The sequence below is a fragment of the Xanthomonas euroxanthea genome, assembly GCF_900476395.1.
Lineage (GTDB): Bacteria > Pseudomonadota > Gammaproteobacteria > Xanthomonadales > Xanthomonadaceae > Xanthomonas > Xanthomonas euroxanthea.
In genome coordinates this window covers 1388793-1403014 of sequence record NZ_UIHB01000001.1, presented here as the reverse complement: position 1 = coordinate 1403014, position 14222 = coordinate 1388793, and the positions used below count along the sequence as shown (strand labels likewise).

The window sequence follows — 14222 nt, the reverse complement described above, 5'->3', positions numbered from 1 at the left end:
GGTTGGGTTGGGTTGGGACCATCAAGCGACGCCAAGGCTCACTGTCGCGGTCACTACGAAAGGTGATTGAACGGCGAAGGCGTCAGTGGCAGGGCGGCTGATCTGCAGCCTGGCTGCAGGTTCTTGCCGCTCACCATCCACGGCGTTCGAAAGCGTGTGTCAGCCGCGCTTGGTCGGGCGGCCTGCGCGTTTTCCTTCCCTACACGTGCACTCGCGATGATGTGTGTCCGGGATAGGACACAACAGACCGTGATCAAGCGCGACAGAGGTTCATTGAAACGCAACCTGGCCAGCCTGCTGCTTGCAGGCCTTGCGTTGACCGCGTGCGCGCCACGCCGCCCTGGCGAGGTGCCGGCGCTGGTGCATGCGGCCGATGCGCAGGCCGAGGTGGTGCAGACCGATGCCGGTGCAGTCCGCGGTGTCGCCGGCGCGCAGGGGCGGGTGTTTTTGGGCGTGCCGTTCGCCGCGCCGCCGGTGGGCGCGTTGCGCTTTCGCGCCCCGCAAGCTGTGCCCGCCTGGAAGGGCGTCCGCGATGCCACCCGGGCCGGGCCGGCCTGTCTGCCGCGGTATCGCTTCGGGCAGAAGCAGATATCGGAGGATTGCCTCACCCTCAACGTCTATGCACCACCCGGCCCGGCGCCGGCGCAACCGCGCGCGGTGATGGTGTGGATCTACGGTGGCGCGCTGGAGCTGGGCAGCAATGTCGACTACGACCTGAGTGCCTTGGCGGCGCGGCAGGACGTCATCGTGGTGGCGCCCAATTACCGGCTCGGGGTGTTCGGTTTCTTCGCGCATCCGGCGCTGCGTAGTGAAGGCGAAGGGGCCTATGCATTGCTCGACCAACAGGCCGCGTTGCGCTGGGTGCAACGCAATATCGCCGCCTTCGGTGGCGATGCCCACAACGTCACCGTGTTCGGTGAATCGGCCGGCGCCTGGAGCATCTGCTATCAACTCGCCTCGCCGGGTGCGGCCGGTCTGTTCCAACGCGCAATCCTGCAGAGCGGCAGCTGCCTGGCCAGCGATTCCAGCGTGCCGCGCGCCGAGGCCGAGCGCGGCGGTGCGCGCATGGCGCAGACGCTTGGCTGCGCGCATGCAAGCGATGTGGGCGCGTGCCTGCGCGCATTGCCTGCCGATACCGTGGCCGATGCGAAATCCCAGCGACGTGGCCTGACCGGCAGCGATGCCTGGGCGCCGATGTCTGGCGGTGACGTCTTGCCGTTGCCGCCCGCCGAGGCGATCGCCAACCTGCACCATGTGCAGGTGCCGGTGCTGATCGGCACCAACCGCAACGAGGGGCGGCTGTTTGCGCAGTTGCTGTCCTACGTCGGCAAGCTCAACCTGCGCAGCGGCTATGAAGCACGCCTGCAGCGCATGCATGCCGACCCGACAGCGATCATTGCGCGCTATGCAGACATTGCCGGGCAATCGCGCTGGGATGCATTCGCCGACATCGTCACCGATGGCGGATTCGCCTGCCCGACGCGTCGGCTGGGCCAGGCCTTGCGTACCCGCACACCGGTGTATGCGTACGAATTCGACGACCCCCACGCGCCGTACGGCCTGTGGCGTCTGCCGTTCTCGCAGCCGCTGGGCGCGTATCACGCCTCCGAACTGGTGTACCTGTTCCAGCGGCCGTGGGTGCTCAGTGGCGAGCCGGCGTTCACTCCGGCGCAACAGGCCTTTGCCGATACGCTGCAGGATTACTGGGGCGCGTTCGCGCGCACCGGCGATCCCAATGGGGGCGGCCGTCCGCCGTGGCCACGCTTCGATGGCGACGCTCCGTTGACGCTGTCGCCCGGCAGGATCGGCGCAACGCCCGACTTCGCGCAACGGCACCGCTGCGCGTTCTGGGATGCACAGGCAACGCTGACGCCACCGCACGCGGCTGCAACGCCGGCACAGTCACCCTCGCATTGATCGCATCATCAGGAGCCACCCATGCCCGTTTCCACTTCATCCCCCTGCCCTACGGTGCGCCTGCGCAACGGACGCAGCGTGCCGGCACTCGGGCTCGGCTCATGGAACCTGGGCCAGGGCCGCCACGCGCCGCAGCAGGAGATCGATGCGCTGCAGACGGGCCAGCAACTGGGCATGCGCCTGATCGACACCGCCGAGATGTACGGCAATGGCCGGTCGGAGCAACTGATCGGCCAGGCGATGGATAGCGTGCAGCGGCCTTATCTGGTGTCCAAGGTCCTGCCGAGCAATGCCAGCGCGCGCGGTATCGCACGTGCCTGCGAGGCCAGCCTGCAGCGGCTCGGCGTGCGTACACTGGACCTGTATCTGCTGCATTGGCGCGGCGGTAGCGATCTGCACGAAGTGGTCGATGCCTTCGAGGCCTTGCGCGATGCCGGCAAGATCCGCGACTGGGGCGTATCGAACTTCGATGTCGATGATTTGCAGGATTTGTGGCGCATCGATGGCGGGCAACACTGCCTGGTCAATCAGGTGCTGTATCACGCCGGTAGCCGCGGCATCGAGTTCGATCTGCTGCCGTGGTGTGCACAGCACGAGGTAACGGTGATGGCGTATTCGCCATTGGGCAGCCGCGCATTGCTGGACCATCCGGTGCTGCACGCGATCGGCGAGCGACGCGGCGTGGCTGCAACCGCCGTGGCGCTGGCCTGGGCGATCCGCAGCAGGCAGGTCATTGCCATTCCCGAATCGGGAACGCCTGCCCATGTGCGCGAGAATGCAGCAGCGTGCACGCTGCAGCTGGACGCGCAGGATCTTGCCGAACTGGACCGTGCATTCCCGCCGCCGACACGCAAACAGCCATTGGATCTGCTGTAGCCGACACGTAACGCTTGGGTCCGCTACATGCGTTCGCAGACAGCGCGCCGGATCATTGCGTGACCTACGCATCAGCCCGCTGCGATCCAACGCAAGCTTTCGGCTGCATGTGAGTATTCGTTCGCATGCAGACACGTGCATTTAACAGCGCCACTCCCACGCTGAACGGATCAGCCCGCATCCCAGCCCGCCAGAGTGGAGTCCCCATGGCCAAGTCCCCCAGCAAGCCCGCGCAACTTCCATCCACCGCTGCTGTCAGCGCAACTCCCGAGACGCTGCGCGGCACGGGCGACGAATTGCACCAGAAGGCCGGCGGCACGCATCCGCAGCTGACCACCAACCAGGGCATTCCGGTTGGCGACAACCAGAACTCGCTGCGCGCCACGCCGCGCGGGCCGACGTTGCTGGAAGACTTCATCCTGCGCGAGAAGATCACCCACTTCGACCACGAGCGCATTCCCGAGCGCATCGTGCATGCGCGCGGTAGCGCGGCGCACGGCTACTTCGAGCTGACCAAGTCGTTGAGCCAGTACACCACCGCCAAGATCTTTACCGAGGTCGGCGAAAAGACCCCGTTGTTCACGCGTTTTTCCACCGTCGCCGGTGGCGCCGGCTCGGTGGACACGCCGCGCGACGTGCGCGGGTTCGCGGTGAAGTTCTACACCAAGGAAGGCAACTGGGATCTGGTGGGCAACAACATCCCGGTGTTCTTCATCCAGGATTCGATGAAGTTCCCCGACCTGATCCACGCGGTGAAGATGGAGCCGGACCGTGGTTTCCCGCAGGCCGCCAGTGCGCACGACACCTTCTGGGATTTCATCTCGCTGAGCCCGGAATCGATGCACATGATCATGTGGGCGATGAGCGACCGCACGATCCCGCGCTCGCTGCGCATGATCGAAGGCTTCGGCATCCACAGCTTCCGTTTCCTCAATGAAAATGGCGACAGCACCTTCGTCAAGTTTCATTGGCGCCCCAAGCTCGGCCTGCAGTCCACGATCTGGGACGAGGCGGTGAAGATCGCCGGCGCCGACCAGGACTTCCATCGTCGCGATCTGTTCGAGGCGATCCAGAACGGCGATTTCCCCGAGTGGGAGCTGGGCGTGCAGCTGTTCACCGAGGCGCAGGCCGAGGCCTTCCCGTTCGATCACCTGGATTCGACCAAGGTCATCCCGGAAGAACTGGTGCCGCTGCAGATCGTCGGCCGCATGGTGCTGGACCGCTGGCCGGACAACTTCTTCGCAGAGACCGAGCAGGTGGCGTATTGCCCGGCCAACATCGTGCCCGGCATCGACTTCAGCAACGATCCGCTGCTGCAGGGCCGCCTGTTCTCGTATCTGGATACGCAGCTGAGCCGTCTGGGTGGACCGAACTTCCACCAGATCCCGGTCAATGCGCCCAAGTGCCCGTTCGCCAATAACCAGCGCGACGGCCACATGCAGATGGGCGTGCCCAAGGGCCGTGTCGCCTACGAGCCCAGCTCGCTGCAGGCCGATGCGCCGCGTGAGGCGCTGCGTGGATTCCCCAGCCACGCAACTCCGGCCGAAGACGGCGCCAAGGGTCGCGTGCGCGCAGCGAGCTTTGCCGATCATTACAGCCAGGCGCGCATGTTCTTCCGCAGCCAGACCGCACCGGAACAGGCGCACATGGCATCGGCGCTGGTGTTCGAGCTGTCCAAGGTGGAAACCCCGCACGTACGCGAAGCCATCGTCGGTCACCTGCGTCACATCGACCCGACGTTGGCGCAGCGTGTGGCCGATGGCATGGGGATGACCGCATTGCCGCCGGCACCGCCGGCGGCGGTCGCTCCGACCGACATGCCGTTGTCGCCCGCCCTGCAGTTGATCGGCAAAATGAAGGACACCTTGCAGGGCCGCACCGTGGGCATCCTGATTCACGATGGCTCCGACGCGGCGACGATCAAGGCCGTGCGCAAGGCCGCCGAAGCCGCCGGTGCCACGGTCAAGATCGTCGCGCCGAAACTGGGCGGCGCCAAGCTCAGCGACGGCAAGCAGCTGGCCGCCGATGGTCAGCTGGCCGGCACGCCGTCGGTGATGTTCGATGCGGTGGCGGTGCTGCTGTCGTCGGAAGCAGCCAAGGCGCTGACACGTGAATCGGCAGCGCTGGATTTCGTCAGCAATGCCTGGGCCCATCTGAAGGCAATCGCCTTCGACGATGGCGCGCAGCTGCTGCTGAAGGCCGGCAATGTCGGCAAGGACGCCGGCGTGATCGCGGCAACAGATACCAAGGCCTTCATCACCGCCGCCAAGACCCGCCAGTGGGCACGCGAACCGAAGGTGCGCATGCTGGCCTAACCACATCCGCATAGGCTGCACAGGCTTGGGCGCGAACGACTTCCACGTCGTTCGCGCCCAAGGCGTTTATGCGGGCAGCAATTCATCCTCAACGGAAAACCAGCGCATCCTCTGTAACGGCCAGCCTTCAACCCGTCTTTTGGCCGCGTCTCATAAACGACGCAGCGATTTGGAATCCGGCTGTCTTTACGTCGTTGCGCGGTCGTGTATTTGGGGTGTCGGCGCGCGCGGCCAGGTCGGCATAGAGCCGCGGGCTGCGGTTTGGCTGCAAGGCCCTTGCCCGCCTACCGTCGCAGGACACGCCGCAAGTATGTCCGTGTAGGCTCTTACGCGGCATCCATGCCGCGTAAGGTCCCGCGATGGTGAGCGGGCAAGGACCAGTCGAGTTAGTCGGTGTGCATGGTAAGAGCGGTGCTGGATGCACCTCGCTTGATCATGAAGCGTCGGTTCCACGTCTGGTGCATCAGTTCCCCGCAAGCAATACAGAGGAGCCATGCTCGACCAACTCAGCAACTGAGCAGTCGTCCTGTCGGATGCACTAAGCCGGTTCGGCGGGAAACTGCGCAGCGTTCGCCAGCGCGCGGTACTCGCGTGGCGTCATGCCCACCGCCAGCTTGAATTGCCGCGCAAAGGCGCTTTGATCGCTGAAGCCGCAGGCATGCCCGATTTCGGTCAGGCTCTTGTTTCCGTGCAGCAGGTGCATCGCCATCTGCAAACGCAGCTTGGCCAGCACCTGTTGCGGGGTGAGTTGGAACACCTTGCGGAACGAGCGCTGCAGCTTGGACATCGAAAACCCGGTGATCTCCACCAGTGCCTGCATGCGCACGTTCTGCGCGTAGTTGGCGTTGAGGTACGCCAGCGCGAGCCGCAGTTTTTCGTACTGCGATTCGTGCCCGTCCTGCGGTCCCAGATCACGCGAGATGCCGATGATGCCCTGCACCTTGCCGTCGACCAGCAGCGGACGTTTGCAGGTCAGGCACCAGCCCGGTTCGCGATTGGCGAACAGATGCAGTTCCAGCAGGTTGTCGATCACTTCGCCGGCCAGCACCTGCTCGTCCTGGTTGGCGTAGTTGGTGCCCAGACCGCTGGGATAGACCTCGGCAACGCGCTTGCCGATCAGGTCCTTGCGCGACTTCAGCCCCAACCGCCGCAGCATGGTCTGGTTAACGTGGGTATAGCGGCCCTCGCGATCCTTGACGAAGAACAGCACGTCCGGCACGGCATCGAACAACGCTTCCAGATCGGCAGGATCGATGCTCTTCATGCAGGACGTCATGCAGGACTGGACTCGGAATCAGGAAAGACGCAGCTGGCGATGACACCTGCCACCGATGCAGGCCGCAGCGCATGCCACGCCATGATACGCCGCGCGCATCAGACGCCGGCGCCCGCGCTCAGCGCGGGTTGTCGGCCACGTTGGCCGCGGCCGGCGCGGCCTTGCTGTCCACCGCCGCAGCCGTCGGATTGCCGATGCGATCCAACGGCACCTGCTGCGCGCGCCAGCCACTGACCACCGCCGCACCGGACTGCGAGCCGACCTGCACCTGCAGGCGTGCACTGCCGCCGGGCGCGATGAACTCGACGGCGCAATCGCCGGCGGCCATGCAGCTGTCGGCGGCAAGCGGATCCACCAGCTGCCAGCCCTGCTCCATCACCGCCTGTGCGAATGCGCGGTAGCCCATGCCGGACTTCAGCGTGGCCGGCAGCGGCACGCTCGGGTCGCTGGCCGCGTCGGTACCGGCGACAGTCGCGGGTGCCGAAACGGGCGCACGCGCGGGCACCGTGGGCCGCGGTGCGGCATTCAGGGCAGGACTACAGACTAGGGCGAGCGCCCACAATGAGGGGCGGAACAACGTGCGCATGCGAACGGTCCTTGCGGCCTGCAGGGAACTGGGGAAGTTAAAGAATCGCTATTTTGACATGGCGCGCGTGCGCTGCGGCACTGCTGGCGCCGGCCATTCAGCCGGGCGCAGTGATCCAGGCCAAGTCTATCAGCCACAAGCGGACTCATCCTTCAGGCGTCATCGACCTTGACGCCTACCTGTGAATATCGTCCGGCAGGCAACGCGCGACTGCACTTGCGACGGGTGGGAGATCGAACCATCCCATCCAGGGCGGGCGCGCCCGGTCGCCATCCTTGCGAGCGCGTTGCATCATTGCGGTTTGCGCGTGGAGTACCCGATGTCCGACACCACCTCTCCCGCCTATGCGGTCGGCCAGCTCTGGCGCTGCCGTGGGCGTACCGCGACGGAGACGCCGCTGCTGCTGATCAACCAGATCGATGTGCATCCCCACGGTGGCCAGATCCTGCACGTGAGTATCAGCGACATCCAGGTGCGTCACGCGGGATTGCCCGATGGAATCCTCGACACGCTGCCACACATCCCGGTGATTGCGCAGACCCTGGAGCGCAGCGCCGCCGAATACGTCGGCGATGCCGCGCCCACCCAGGATTACCTGCCGGGCTATGCAGAATGGAAAGCCGCTTTCGACGCCGGCAATGCCGGCTCGTTCGGGATCGCGGTGGCGGAGATCCTGCAGATCGTGGAAGGCCAGTTGGCCAGGCGCGATCAGCAGCGACACTGACCAAGCCCGGCGCCTGTCGAAACACTGAAGGCCGGGCCGTCACGCTGCATCAGCCCACCAACCGGCACGCCGCTCCAGGCGGCGTGCCGGTCGCCCCCTCACTGGCCGATATGCTGCTTCAGCCAGCTGTTGACGGTGTCGTGCCACAGCACGCTGTTGTCCGGCTTGAGCACCCAGTGGTTCTCGTCCGGGAAGTACAGGAACTTGGAGTCGATGCCCTTGCGCTGCAGCGCGGTGAACGCGGCCAGGCCCTGCTCGACCGGGATGCGGAAATCCTGCTGGCCGTGGATGACCAGCATCGGCACCTTCCACTTGTCCACGTGCAGCACCGGGTTGAACTTCTCGTAGCCGGCCGGGTTCTGCCACGGCGTACCGCCGTTTTCCCATTCGCTGAACCACAGTTCCTCGGTGGCATAGCCCATGGTGCGGTTGTCGAACACGCCGTCGTGGTCGACCAGGCACTTCCACGGCTGGTTCCAGTTGCCTGCCATCCAGTAGACCATGTAGCCGCCATAGCTGGCGCCCAGCGCGCAGGCCTTGTCGCCGTTGAGGAAGCCGTATTGCTTCTGCGCGGCGGCCCAGCCCTTCTGCAGGTCTTCCAGCGGGCGGTCGCCCCAATGCTGGCTGATCGCGTCGGTGAATTCCTGGCCGTAGCCGGTGGAGCCGTGGAAGTCGATCATCACCACCGCGTAGCCCTGCCCGGCATAGGTCTGGGGATTCCAACGGTTGCTCCAGCCGTTGCCGAAGCTGCCCTGCGGCCCGCCGTGGATCAGGAAGGCCACCGGGTAGGTCTTGCCTTCCTGGTAGTTGTACGGCTTGACCACGTAGCCGTGCACGGTGTCGTTGTTCCAGCCCTTGAACTGGAACTGCTCATAGTCGCCGAACTGCACGTCCGGCAGCAGCTCGCCGGCGCTCTGGGTGATCGCACGCAGGCCCTGGCCCTGCACGTCGCTGACAAAGACCTGGTCGCCGCTCTTGAGCGAGTTGCGGGTAAACGCCAGCGTGGTGCCGGCCAGCGTCGGTGCATGCACAACGCCCTGGCCGACCAGTTTGGTCGGGGTGCCGGTGGCGATGTCGATCTTGAACAACGGATGCTCGCCGAGGTCGTCGGCGCTGGTGTAGATGCTTGCGCCGTCATCGCTCAACACGATCTCACCGGCCGAGCGGTCCCACTTGGGCGCGATCTCGCGCGTCTTGCCGCTGGCCACGTCCATCGCCATCAGGCCGAAGCGGTCGGCTTCGAAACCGGGGCGCTTCATCGCGCGGTAGTACAGCGTCCTGCCGTCGCTGCTGAACACCGGGCCGGCATCCCAGGCCGGGTTGGCTGCGGTCAGGTTGACCGGCGCCGCCTTGCCGGACGCATCCAGCCGGTACAGGTCGAAGTTGGTCTGCCACGGCTCGTCGTTGCCGGTGGGCTTGCCGGCGGCCTTGGCGTTCTTGCCCGCTTCCTGGCCATGTGGCTGCGGGATGCGCACGCTGGCCACCACGCTGGCACCATCGGGCGACCAGGTGTAGTCGTCGTTGCCGCCGAACGGCTTGGACGGCGCATCGCCGGCCAGCGTGGCGCTGATCGCCGAGGCGCCGACCACGGCCTTGGCGCCGGCAGCCGGCAGCTCGGCGACGAACAGCGTATTGCGGCGGCCGTCGTTCCAGGTATCCCAGTGCCGCACGAACAACTGGTCGTAGACCACGCCGCTGGCCTTGGCGTTCTTGACGCTGGCGAGTTTGGTCTTGGTGCACGCCAGGTCCGAGCCGCAGTCCTGGAACACGCCGGCACTGAAGGCGATGCGCTTGCCATCGGGCGAGAGCTTGTAGCTGTCCACATCCACTGCGAACGCGGTCACTTGCTGCGGCGTGCCGCCAGTCATCGGCTGTGCGTACAACTGCTGCGTGCCGGATTTACTGCTGAGGAAATACACCGTTTTGCCGTCCGGCGACAGCGCCGGACTGTTGACGTTCCAGCCGTCGGGCGTGAGCCGCCTGGGCGGCGCTGCATCGCGGGTACGCAGGTTGCGCGTCCACAGGCCGGTGGACGGCTTGCCGTTGCTGCTCTTGGCCTGCCGCTTGGCAAACACCAGCACGCTGCCGTCGGGGCTGAGCGTGGGCGACGACACCCGGTCCAGCGCGACCATGTCGCGCACATCGAATCCGCGCGCGGCGGCAAGACTTGGCAAGGTAGCCAGCAAACACAGGGGCAATACGGCGTGACGCAGCTTCATCGAGAGTTCCCGCAACGGCAAAACGTCGATGGTAGGCGTTGCTGCAGCGCACGCGCAAAGGTAGGAGGTCATGCGCGCGCAGGTGCCGCACGTTGCTGCGCCCGGTAGCGGCCCGATGCGCGCCGTGCGCATTGGAGGTCTGGCAACGGCGCCCTACGCTGCAGCGCAGGTGGCGCTCAGAACGTGAGCTTGGCCTGCAGCCCAACCACCAGTGCGTTGTGCGTGCGGGTATAGGCGTAGGTTCCGGGGTTGACGATGTATTGCACGTCCGGGCGCAGCATCAGCCACGGCGTGAGCTGCGCGCTATAGGCGAGCTCGTAGAGCTCTTCGGCAGCGCTCAGGCCGACCAGTGGCGAATCGGCCGGCACGCCGGCATCGATCGACTCGGCGCGGCGTGCATCGAGCAGCCGATGATTGATCCGGCCGGCCACATAACCCAGGGCGATGCGGTCCTGCGTGCGTGCGCCAATGCCCTGGTACACCCCACCGACCGAATACCAGCGTGTCATCAGCGCACTGTCGTGGTCGCTGGCCATGAACTGGGCGAATCCGGTCAGGCCGATGCTGGCGTCCGCTCCGGGAGTGAGCAGCTTCTGTTCGACCAGGAGATAGGCGCCGTCGCGTCCGGTGCTGCGGCTGGTATCCAGCCCACGCCTGGCGACCGTCGAGGAGTCGTAATAGCCACCGAACTTGTACACGCCCGGATAGCGCGAGGCGGCCGGCTTCCAGGTGAATTCGAGCGGGAAGATCGCACCGGTGGTGCCGCTGGCGAACGGCTTGAACGCGTAGGTGTCACGGGCGCCGAAGCCCAGATTCGGATTGACCTGGAACCAGCCGGCATGCAGGTTGAGCTGCGGGGTCAGCTGCTGCGCCCCTTCGATGCCCCAGCGCGCGGCCGGGTAGTTGTACCAGCCACTGTTGGCCGAAAACGCCAGCGGATGCGCGCAGAACGCGGCATTGACGAAGTTCACCAGCAGCGTGTGCGAGGCGAACTGGTTGCCCATCGCATAGAAGCCCAGTTTCAGATACGTGCCGCCCTGGTTGAAGCTGCGGTCGTAGCTGAACTCGCTCAGGCGGGTGTACTGGCCGCCGTACACTTCCTGGATGGGGAAGCGATTGCCGACCAGGTCGGCGGAAGTGCTGCGGCCGCGGCGGTCGTTGATGGTGACATGCAGGCTGCCACCGTCCCAGCCGGCGAGTTTGGCCATGTCCAAATCCACGCCCACCCGCAGTTGCTGCGCATAGCGCGCACTGTTTTTTTCGTAGCCGCCGTCCACCACGCCGAACGTCTCGGACACGTAGTCGCCGCGAACGCTCACTCCGTGCTCGGCCCAGGCGGACCGGCGCCCGCCCCAGTCGCCGGTCAGCGTGGTGTCGCCCGCGGCGACTGCGGTGGCCGGCAGTGCCAGCAGCAAGACGTAGCCCAGCGCACTGCGGCGCGGGAAAAAAGTCAGACGATGCATCGTGGTTCTCTGAGTCGGGGCAGCGTGCACCGCCGGCGGTGGCGATGCAGGGCGGTGATGCCCAGGCGCCGCTGCGGTAACGGGACCGCTGGCCGGATGCGCCAGGCATCCGGCCGTCGGGTTGCGCCAAGCGCGGCTGACACGCCGGTGCGCAGCCGTCAGGCGCGCGCGGTGTGTTGGCCGCTCCAGGACCACGCGAGGCAGATGCCGGCGTGGTCCTGCGTGGGCGGTGGGTCAGTGCGCGTCGGGCAAGGTGTAGGCGATGACGTTATCGCCACGATCGGGCGACTGCCGCGCACCGCCGGCACTGATCACCACGTACTGTTTGCCGGTCTTGTGCGAGACGTAGGTCATCGGCCCGCCCTGACTGCCGACCGGCAGGCGGCCCTTCCAGAGCTCCTTGCCGGTGCCGCTGTCGAACGCGCGCAGGTAGTAGTCCTGGGTGCCGGCGATGAACACGAGCCCGCCCTGCGTGGACAGCGTGCCACCCAGCGTCGGCATGCCGATCGGGATCGGCAGATGCATCTTGATGCCGAACGGGCCGGTGTCCTGCACCGTCCCCACCGGCACCTGCCAGGCGATGCTGCGCGTCTTGAGGTCGATGGCGCTGAGCGTGCCGTACGGCGGCGCCTGGCATGGAATGCCCAGCGCCGACAGGAAGCGGTTCTTGTTGACCGCATACGGCGTGCCCTTCAGCGGCACGGCGCCCATGCCGGTATTGACTGCCTCGCCACCACCGGACGCCTCGGCCTTGCGGGTGTCGGCAGGAATCATCTGCACCCACAAACCCAGGCGCATGTCGTTGGCGAAGATGACGTCATGCACCGGGTCGGTCGACAGGCCACCCCAGTTCATGCCGCCCAGCGAGCCGGGAAAGCTCAGCGACACATCGGTGCCCGGCGCGGTGTACAGGCCTTCATACCGCATCTGCTTGAACGCGATGCGGCACAGCATCTGGTCGATCGCGGTGGCCCCCCACATGTCCGATTCGGTCAGGTGCCGGGTGCCGATCTGCGGCATGCCGACCGACAGCGGCTGGGTCGGCGCGTACTGCTCGTGCGCAATATCCGAGCCTTTCACCGGCACTTCCCTGACCTCGGTCAGCGGCTTGCCGGTGGCGCGATCGAGCACGTAGATCTGCCCGGCCTTGGTGCCGATGACCACGGCCGGGGTGTGGCTGCCGTCCTGGTTGGGGAAGTCGATCAGGCTGGGCTGCATCGGCAGGTCGAAGTCCCACAGATCGTTGTGCACGGTCTGGTAGACCCACTTCTCCGCACCGGTGGTGGCATCCAGCGCCAGCACCGAGGCGCCGTAACGGTGATCGAGCGCGGTGCGCTCGGCGCCGTACAGATCGGTCGATGGCCCGCCCAGCGGCAGGAACACGGTGTTCATCGCCGCGTCGTAGGACATCGGTGCCCACACGTTCGGCGTGCTGCGCACATAGCTGCTGCCGGCGGCCGGCGCCTGGCGATCATGCGGATTGCCCGGGTCGAAGGCCCAGCGCTGCGCGCCGGTGACCACATCGAAACCGCGCACCACGCCACCAGGCATGTCGGTCTGCACGTTGTCGGCCACGCGTCCGCCCACCACCACGGTGGTGCCGGCCACCAGTGGCGGCGAGGTCAGTTGGTAGAACGGATCCGGCGCAGCGCCCAGGCCGGCCTTGAGATCGATCTGGCCGTTGCTGCCGAAGCCCTGGCAGAACGCACCGGTGTCCGCATCCACCGCGATCAGGCGACCATCGATGGTGTTGGTGAACAGGCGGCGACGGCAGTTGGCATCCTGCGCCACCGCCACTGCGGTGATCGGCGAGGGATTGGCCACGCTCGGCGCCGGCAACGCCGCATCGGCATCGAAGTAGCCCAGGCCACGGCAGCGCTGCCACACCGACGAGGTCGCATTGATCTCGCGCCGCCACAGCTGCTTGCCGGTGCTGGCGTCGAGCGCAATCAGATTGTTGTGCGGCGTGCACAGGAACACGGTCTCGCCCACCTGCAGCGGGGTCAACTGGTCTTCGGCACCGTTGCCGTCGCTGTTGGCGATCTCGCCGGTGTGGTAGCTCCAGGCGACCTCCAGCTGGCCGACATTACTGCGGTTGATCTGGTCCAGCGCAGCAAAGCGGCTGCCGCCATCGGTATTGCCGTAGGCGGACCAGTTCCGTTGCGCGCTTGCCGGCTGCACCGCCGTCATGCCGGGCCCGTGCTCGCCTGCCACCGGCGGATGCGGCACGAACATGCCGCCGATACCGGCCAGGACCGCCAGCGCCAGTACCGTTGCCACACCATAGGCAGTACGCCCGGCCGGCAAGGTCCGGCTACGCCGCAGCGCCGGCCAGGCCAGCGCCACCAGCACGGCGAACGCCGCAGGCAGCATCAGCCGCGAGACCAGCGGCCAGAACTCCAGCCCCGCCTCCCAGAGCGCCCAGACCAGCGTCAGCACGAAGGCGGCGCCGTACACCAGCGCACCGGCCGGCCGACGCAGCACGATCAGCACGCCGGCCACGGCGGTCGCCAGGCCCATCAGCAGGAAGTACCAGCTGCCGCCCAGGCTGGCCAACCTTGCGCCACCCAGCAGAAAGACCAGCCCCACCAGCGCGATCAGCATGCCCAGCACCAGCAGCAATGCCCGGCCCGGGACCGGCAACTTCGATTTCGTTTCCACGTTGCAACACCTCGATCAGGAGATTCCGCCCTGCACTGCGCCCGGCATTCCGATCTGGATGCTGCAAGGTGCCCGCACGGCGGCCAGTAGAGGCAGCATCACTGCCCACTTTCCGTCACTCCCCTCCCCGGCCCACGTACCGCTGGTGGGACCGGCACCGGCATGCCCGGCAGACTGACGACATA

General features: G+C 66.3%; 9 protein-coding genes. 4 read left to right on the top strand and 5 right to left on the bottom strand.

The window, feature by feature from the left end; translation table 11 throughout:
• The first annotated feature begins 219 nt into the window (after window positions 1–219).
• The 3 genes from CPBF1521_RS06200 to CPBF1521_RS06190 all read left to right on the top strand — a co-directional run bounded on the left by CPBF1521_RS06200 (window position 220) and on the right by CPBF1521_RS06190 (window position 5108).
• Window positions 220–1917, top strand: coding sequence for a carboxylesterase/lipase family protein (locus tag CPBF1521_RS06200; RefSeq protein ID WP_115676551.1), 1698 nt, complete (start codon window positions 220–222; stop codon window positions 1915–1917).
• A gap of 21 nt (window positions 1918–1938) precedes the next feature.
• On the top strand, window positions 1939–2793 hold the full coding sequence (locus CPBF1521_RS06195; protein ID WP_115676349.1) for an aldo/keto reductase: 855 nt from the start codon (window positions 1939–1941) through the stop codon (window positions 2791–2793).
• Between the two features lie 206 nt (window positions 2794–2999).
• Window positions 3000–5108, top strand: coding sequence for a catalase (locus tag CPBF1521_RS06190; RefSeq protein WP_115676348.1), 2109 nt, complete (start codon window positions 3000–3002; stop codon window positions 5106–5108).
• A gap of 538 nt (window positions 5109–5646) precedes the next feature.
• Here CPBF1521_RS06190 and CPBF1521_RS06180 read toward each other — a convergent pair.
• Window positions 5647–6372, bottom strand: a complete 726-nt coding sequence (locus CPBF1521_RS06180) for an AraC family transcriptional regulator (protein ID WP_104582401.1) — start codon at window positions 6370–6372, stop codon at window positions 5647–5649.
• A 130-nt stretch (window positions 6373–6502) separates the two neighbouring features.
• On the bottom strand, window positions 6503–6970 hold the full coding sequence (locus CPBF1521_RS06175) for a hypothetical protein (protein WP_115676346.1): 468 nt from the start codon (window positions 6968–6970) through the stop codon (window positions 6503–6505).
• Between the two features lie 319 nt (window positions 6971–7289).
• Between CPBF1521_RS06175 and CPBF1521_RS06170 the strand changes: the two genes are divergently transcribed.
• On the top strand, window positions 7290–7694 hold the full coding sequence (locus CPBF1521_RS06170) for a hypothetical protein (RefSeq protein WP_221265826.1): 405 nt from the start codon (window positions 7290–7292) through the stop codon (window positions 7692–7694).
• 98 nt (window positions 7695–7792) lie between these two features.
• Here the strand turns inward: CPBF1521_RS06170 and CPBF1521_RS06165 are convergent, their stop codons facing one another.
• From CPBF1521_RS06165 to CPBF1521_RS06155, 3 genes are all read right to left on the bottom strand, one after another.
• Window positions 7793–9913, bottom strand: a complete 2121-nt coding sequence (locus CPBF1521_RS06165; RefSeq protein WP_115676345.1) for an alpha/beta hydrolase family protein — start codon at window positions 9911–9913, stop codon at window positions 7793–7795.
• Between the two features lie 176 nt (window positions 9914–10089).
• Complete coding sequence (locus CPBF1521_RS06160) at window positions 10090–11376, bottom strand: carbohydrate porin (protein WP_115676344.1); 1287 nt, start codon at window positions 11374–11376, stop codon at window positions 10090–10092.
• 234 nt (window positions 11377–11610) lie between these two features.
• Window positions 11611–14037, bottom strand: coding sequence for a glucose/quinate/shikimate family membrane-bound PQQ-dependent dehydrogenase (locus tag CPBF1521_RS06155; RefSeq protein ID WP_235858402.1), 2427 nt, complete (start codon window positions 14035–14037; stop codon window positions 11611–11613).
• Between the last annotated feature and the right edge of the window lie 185 nt (window positions 14038–14222).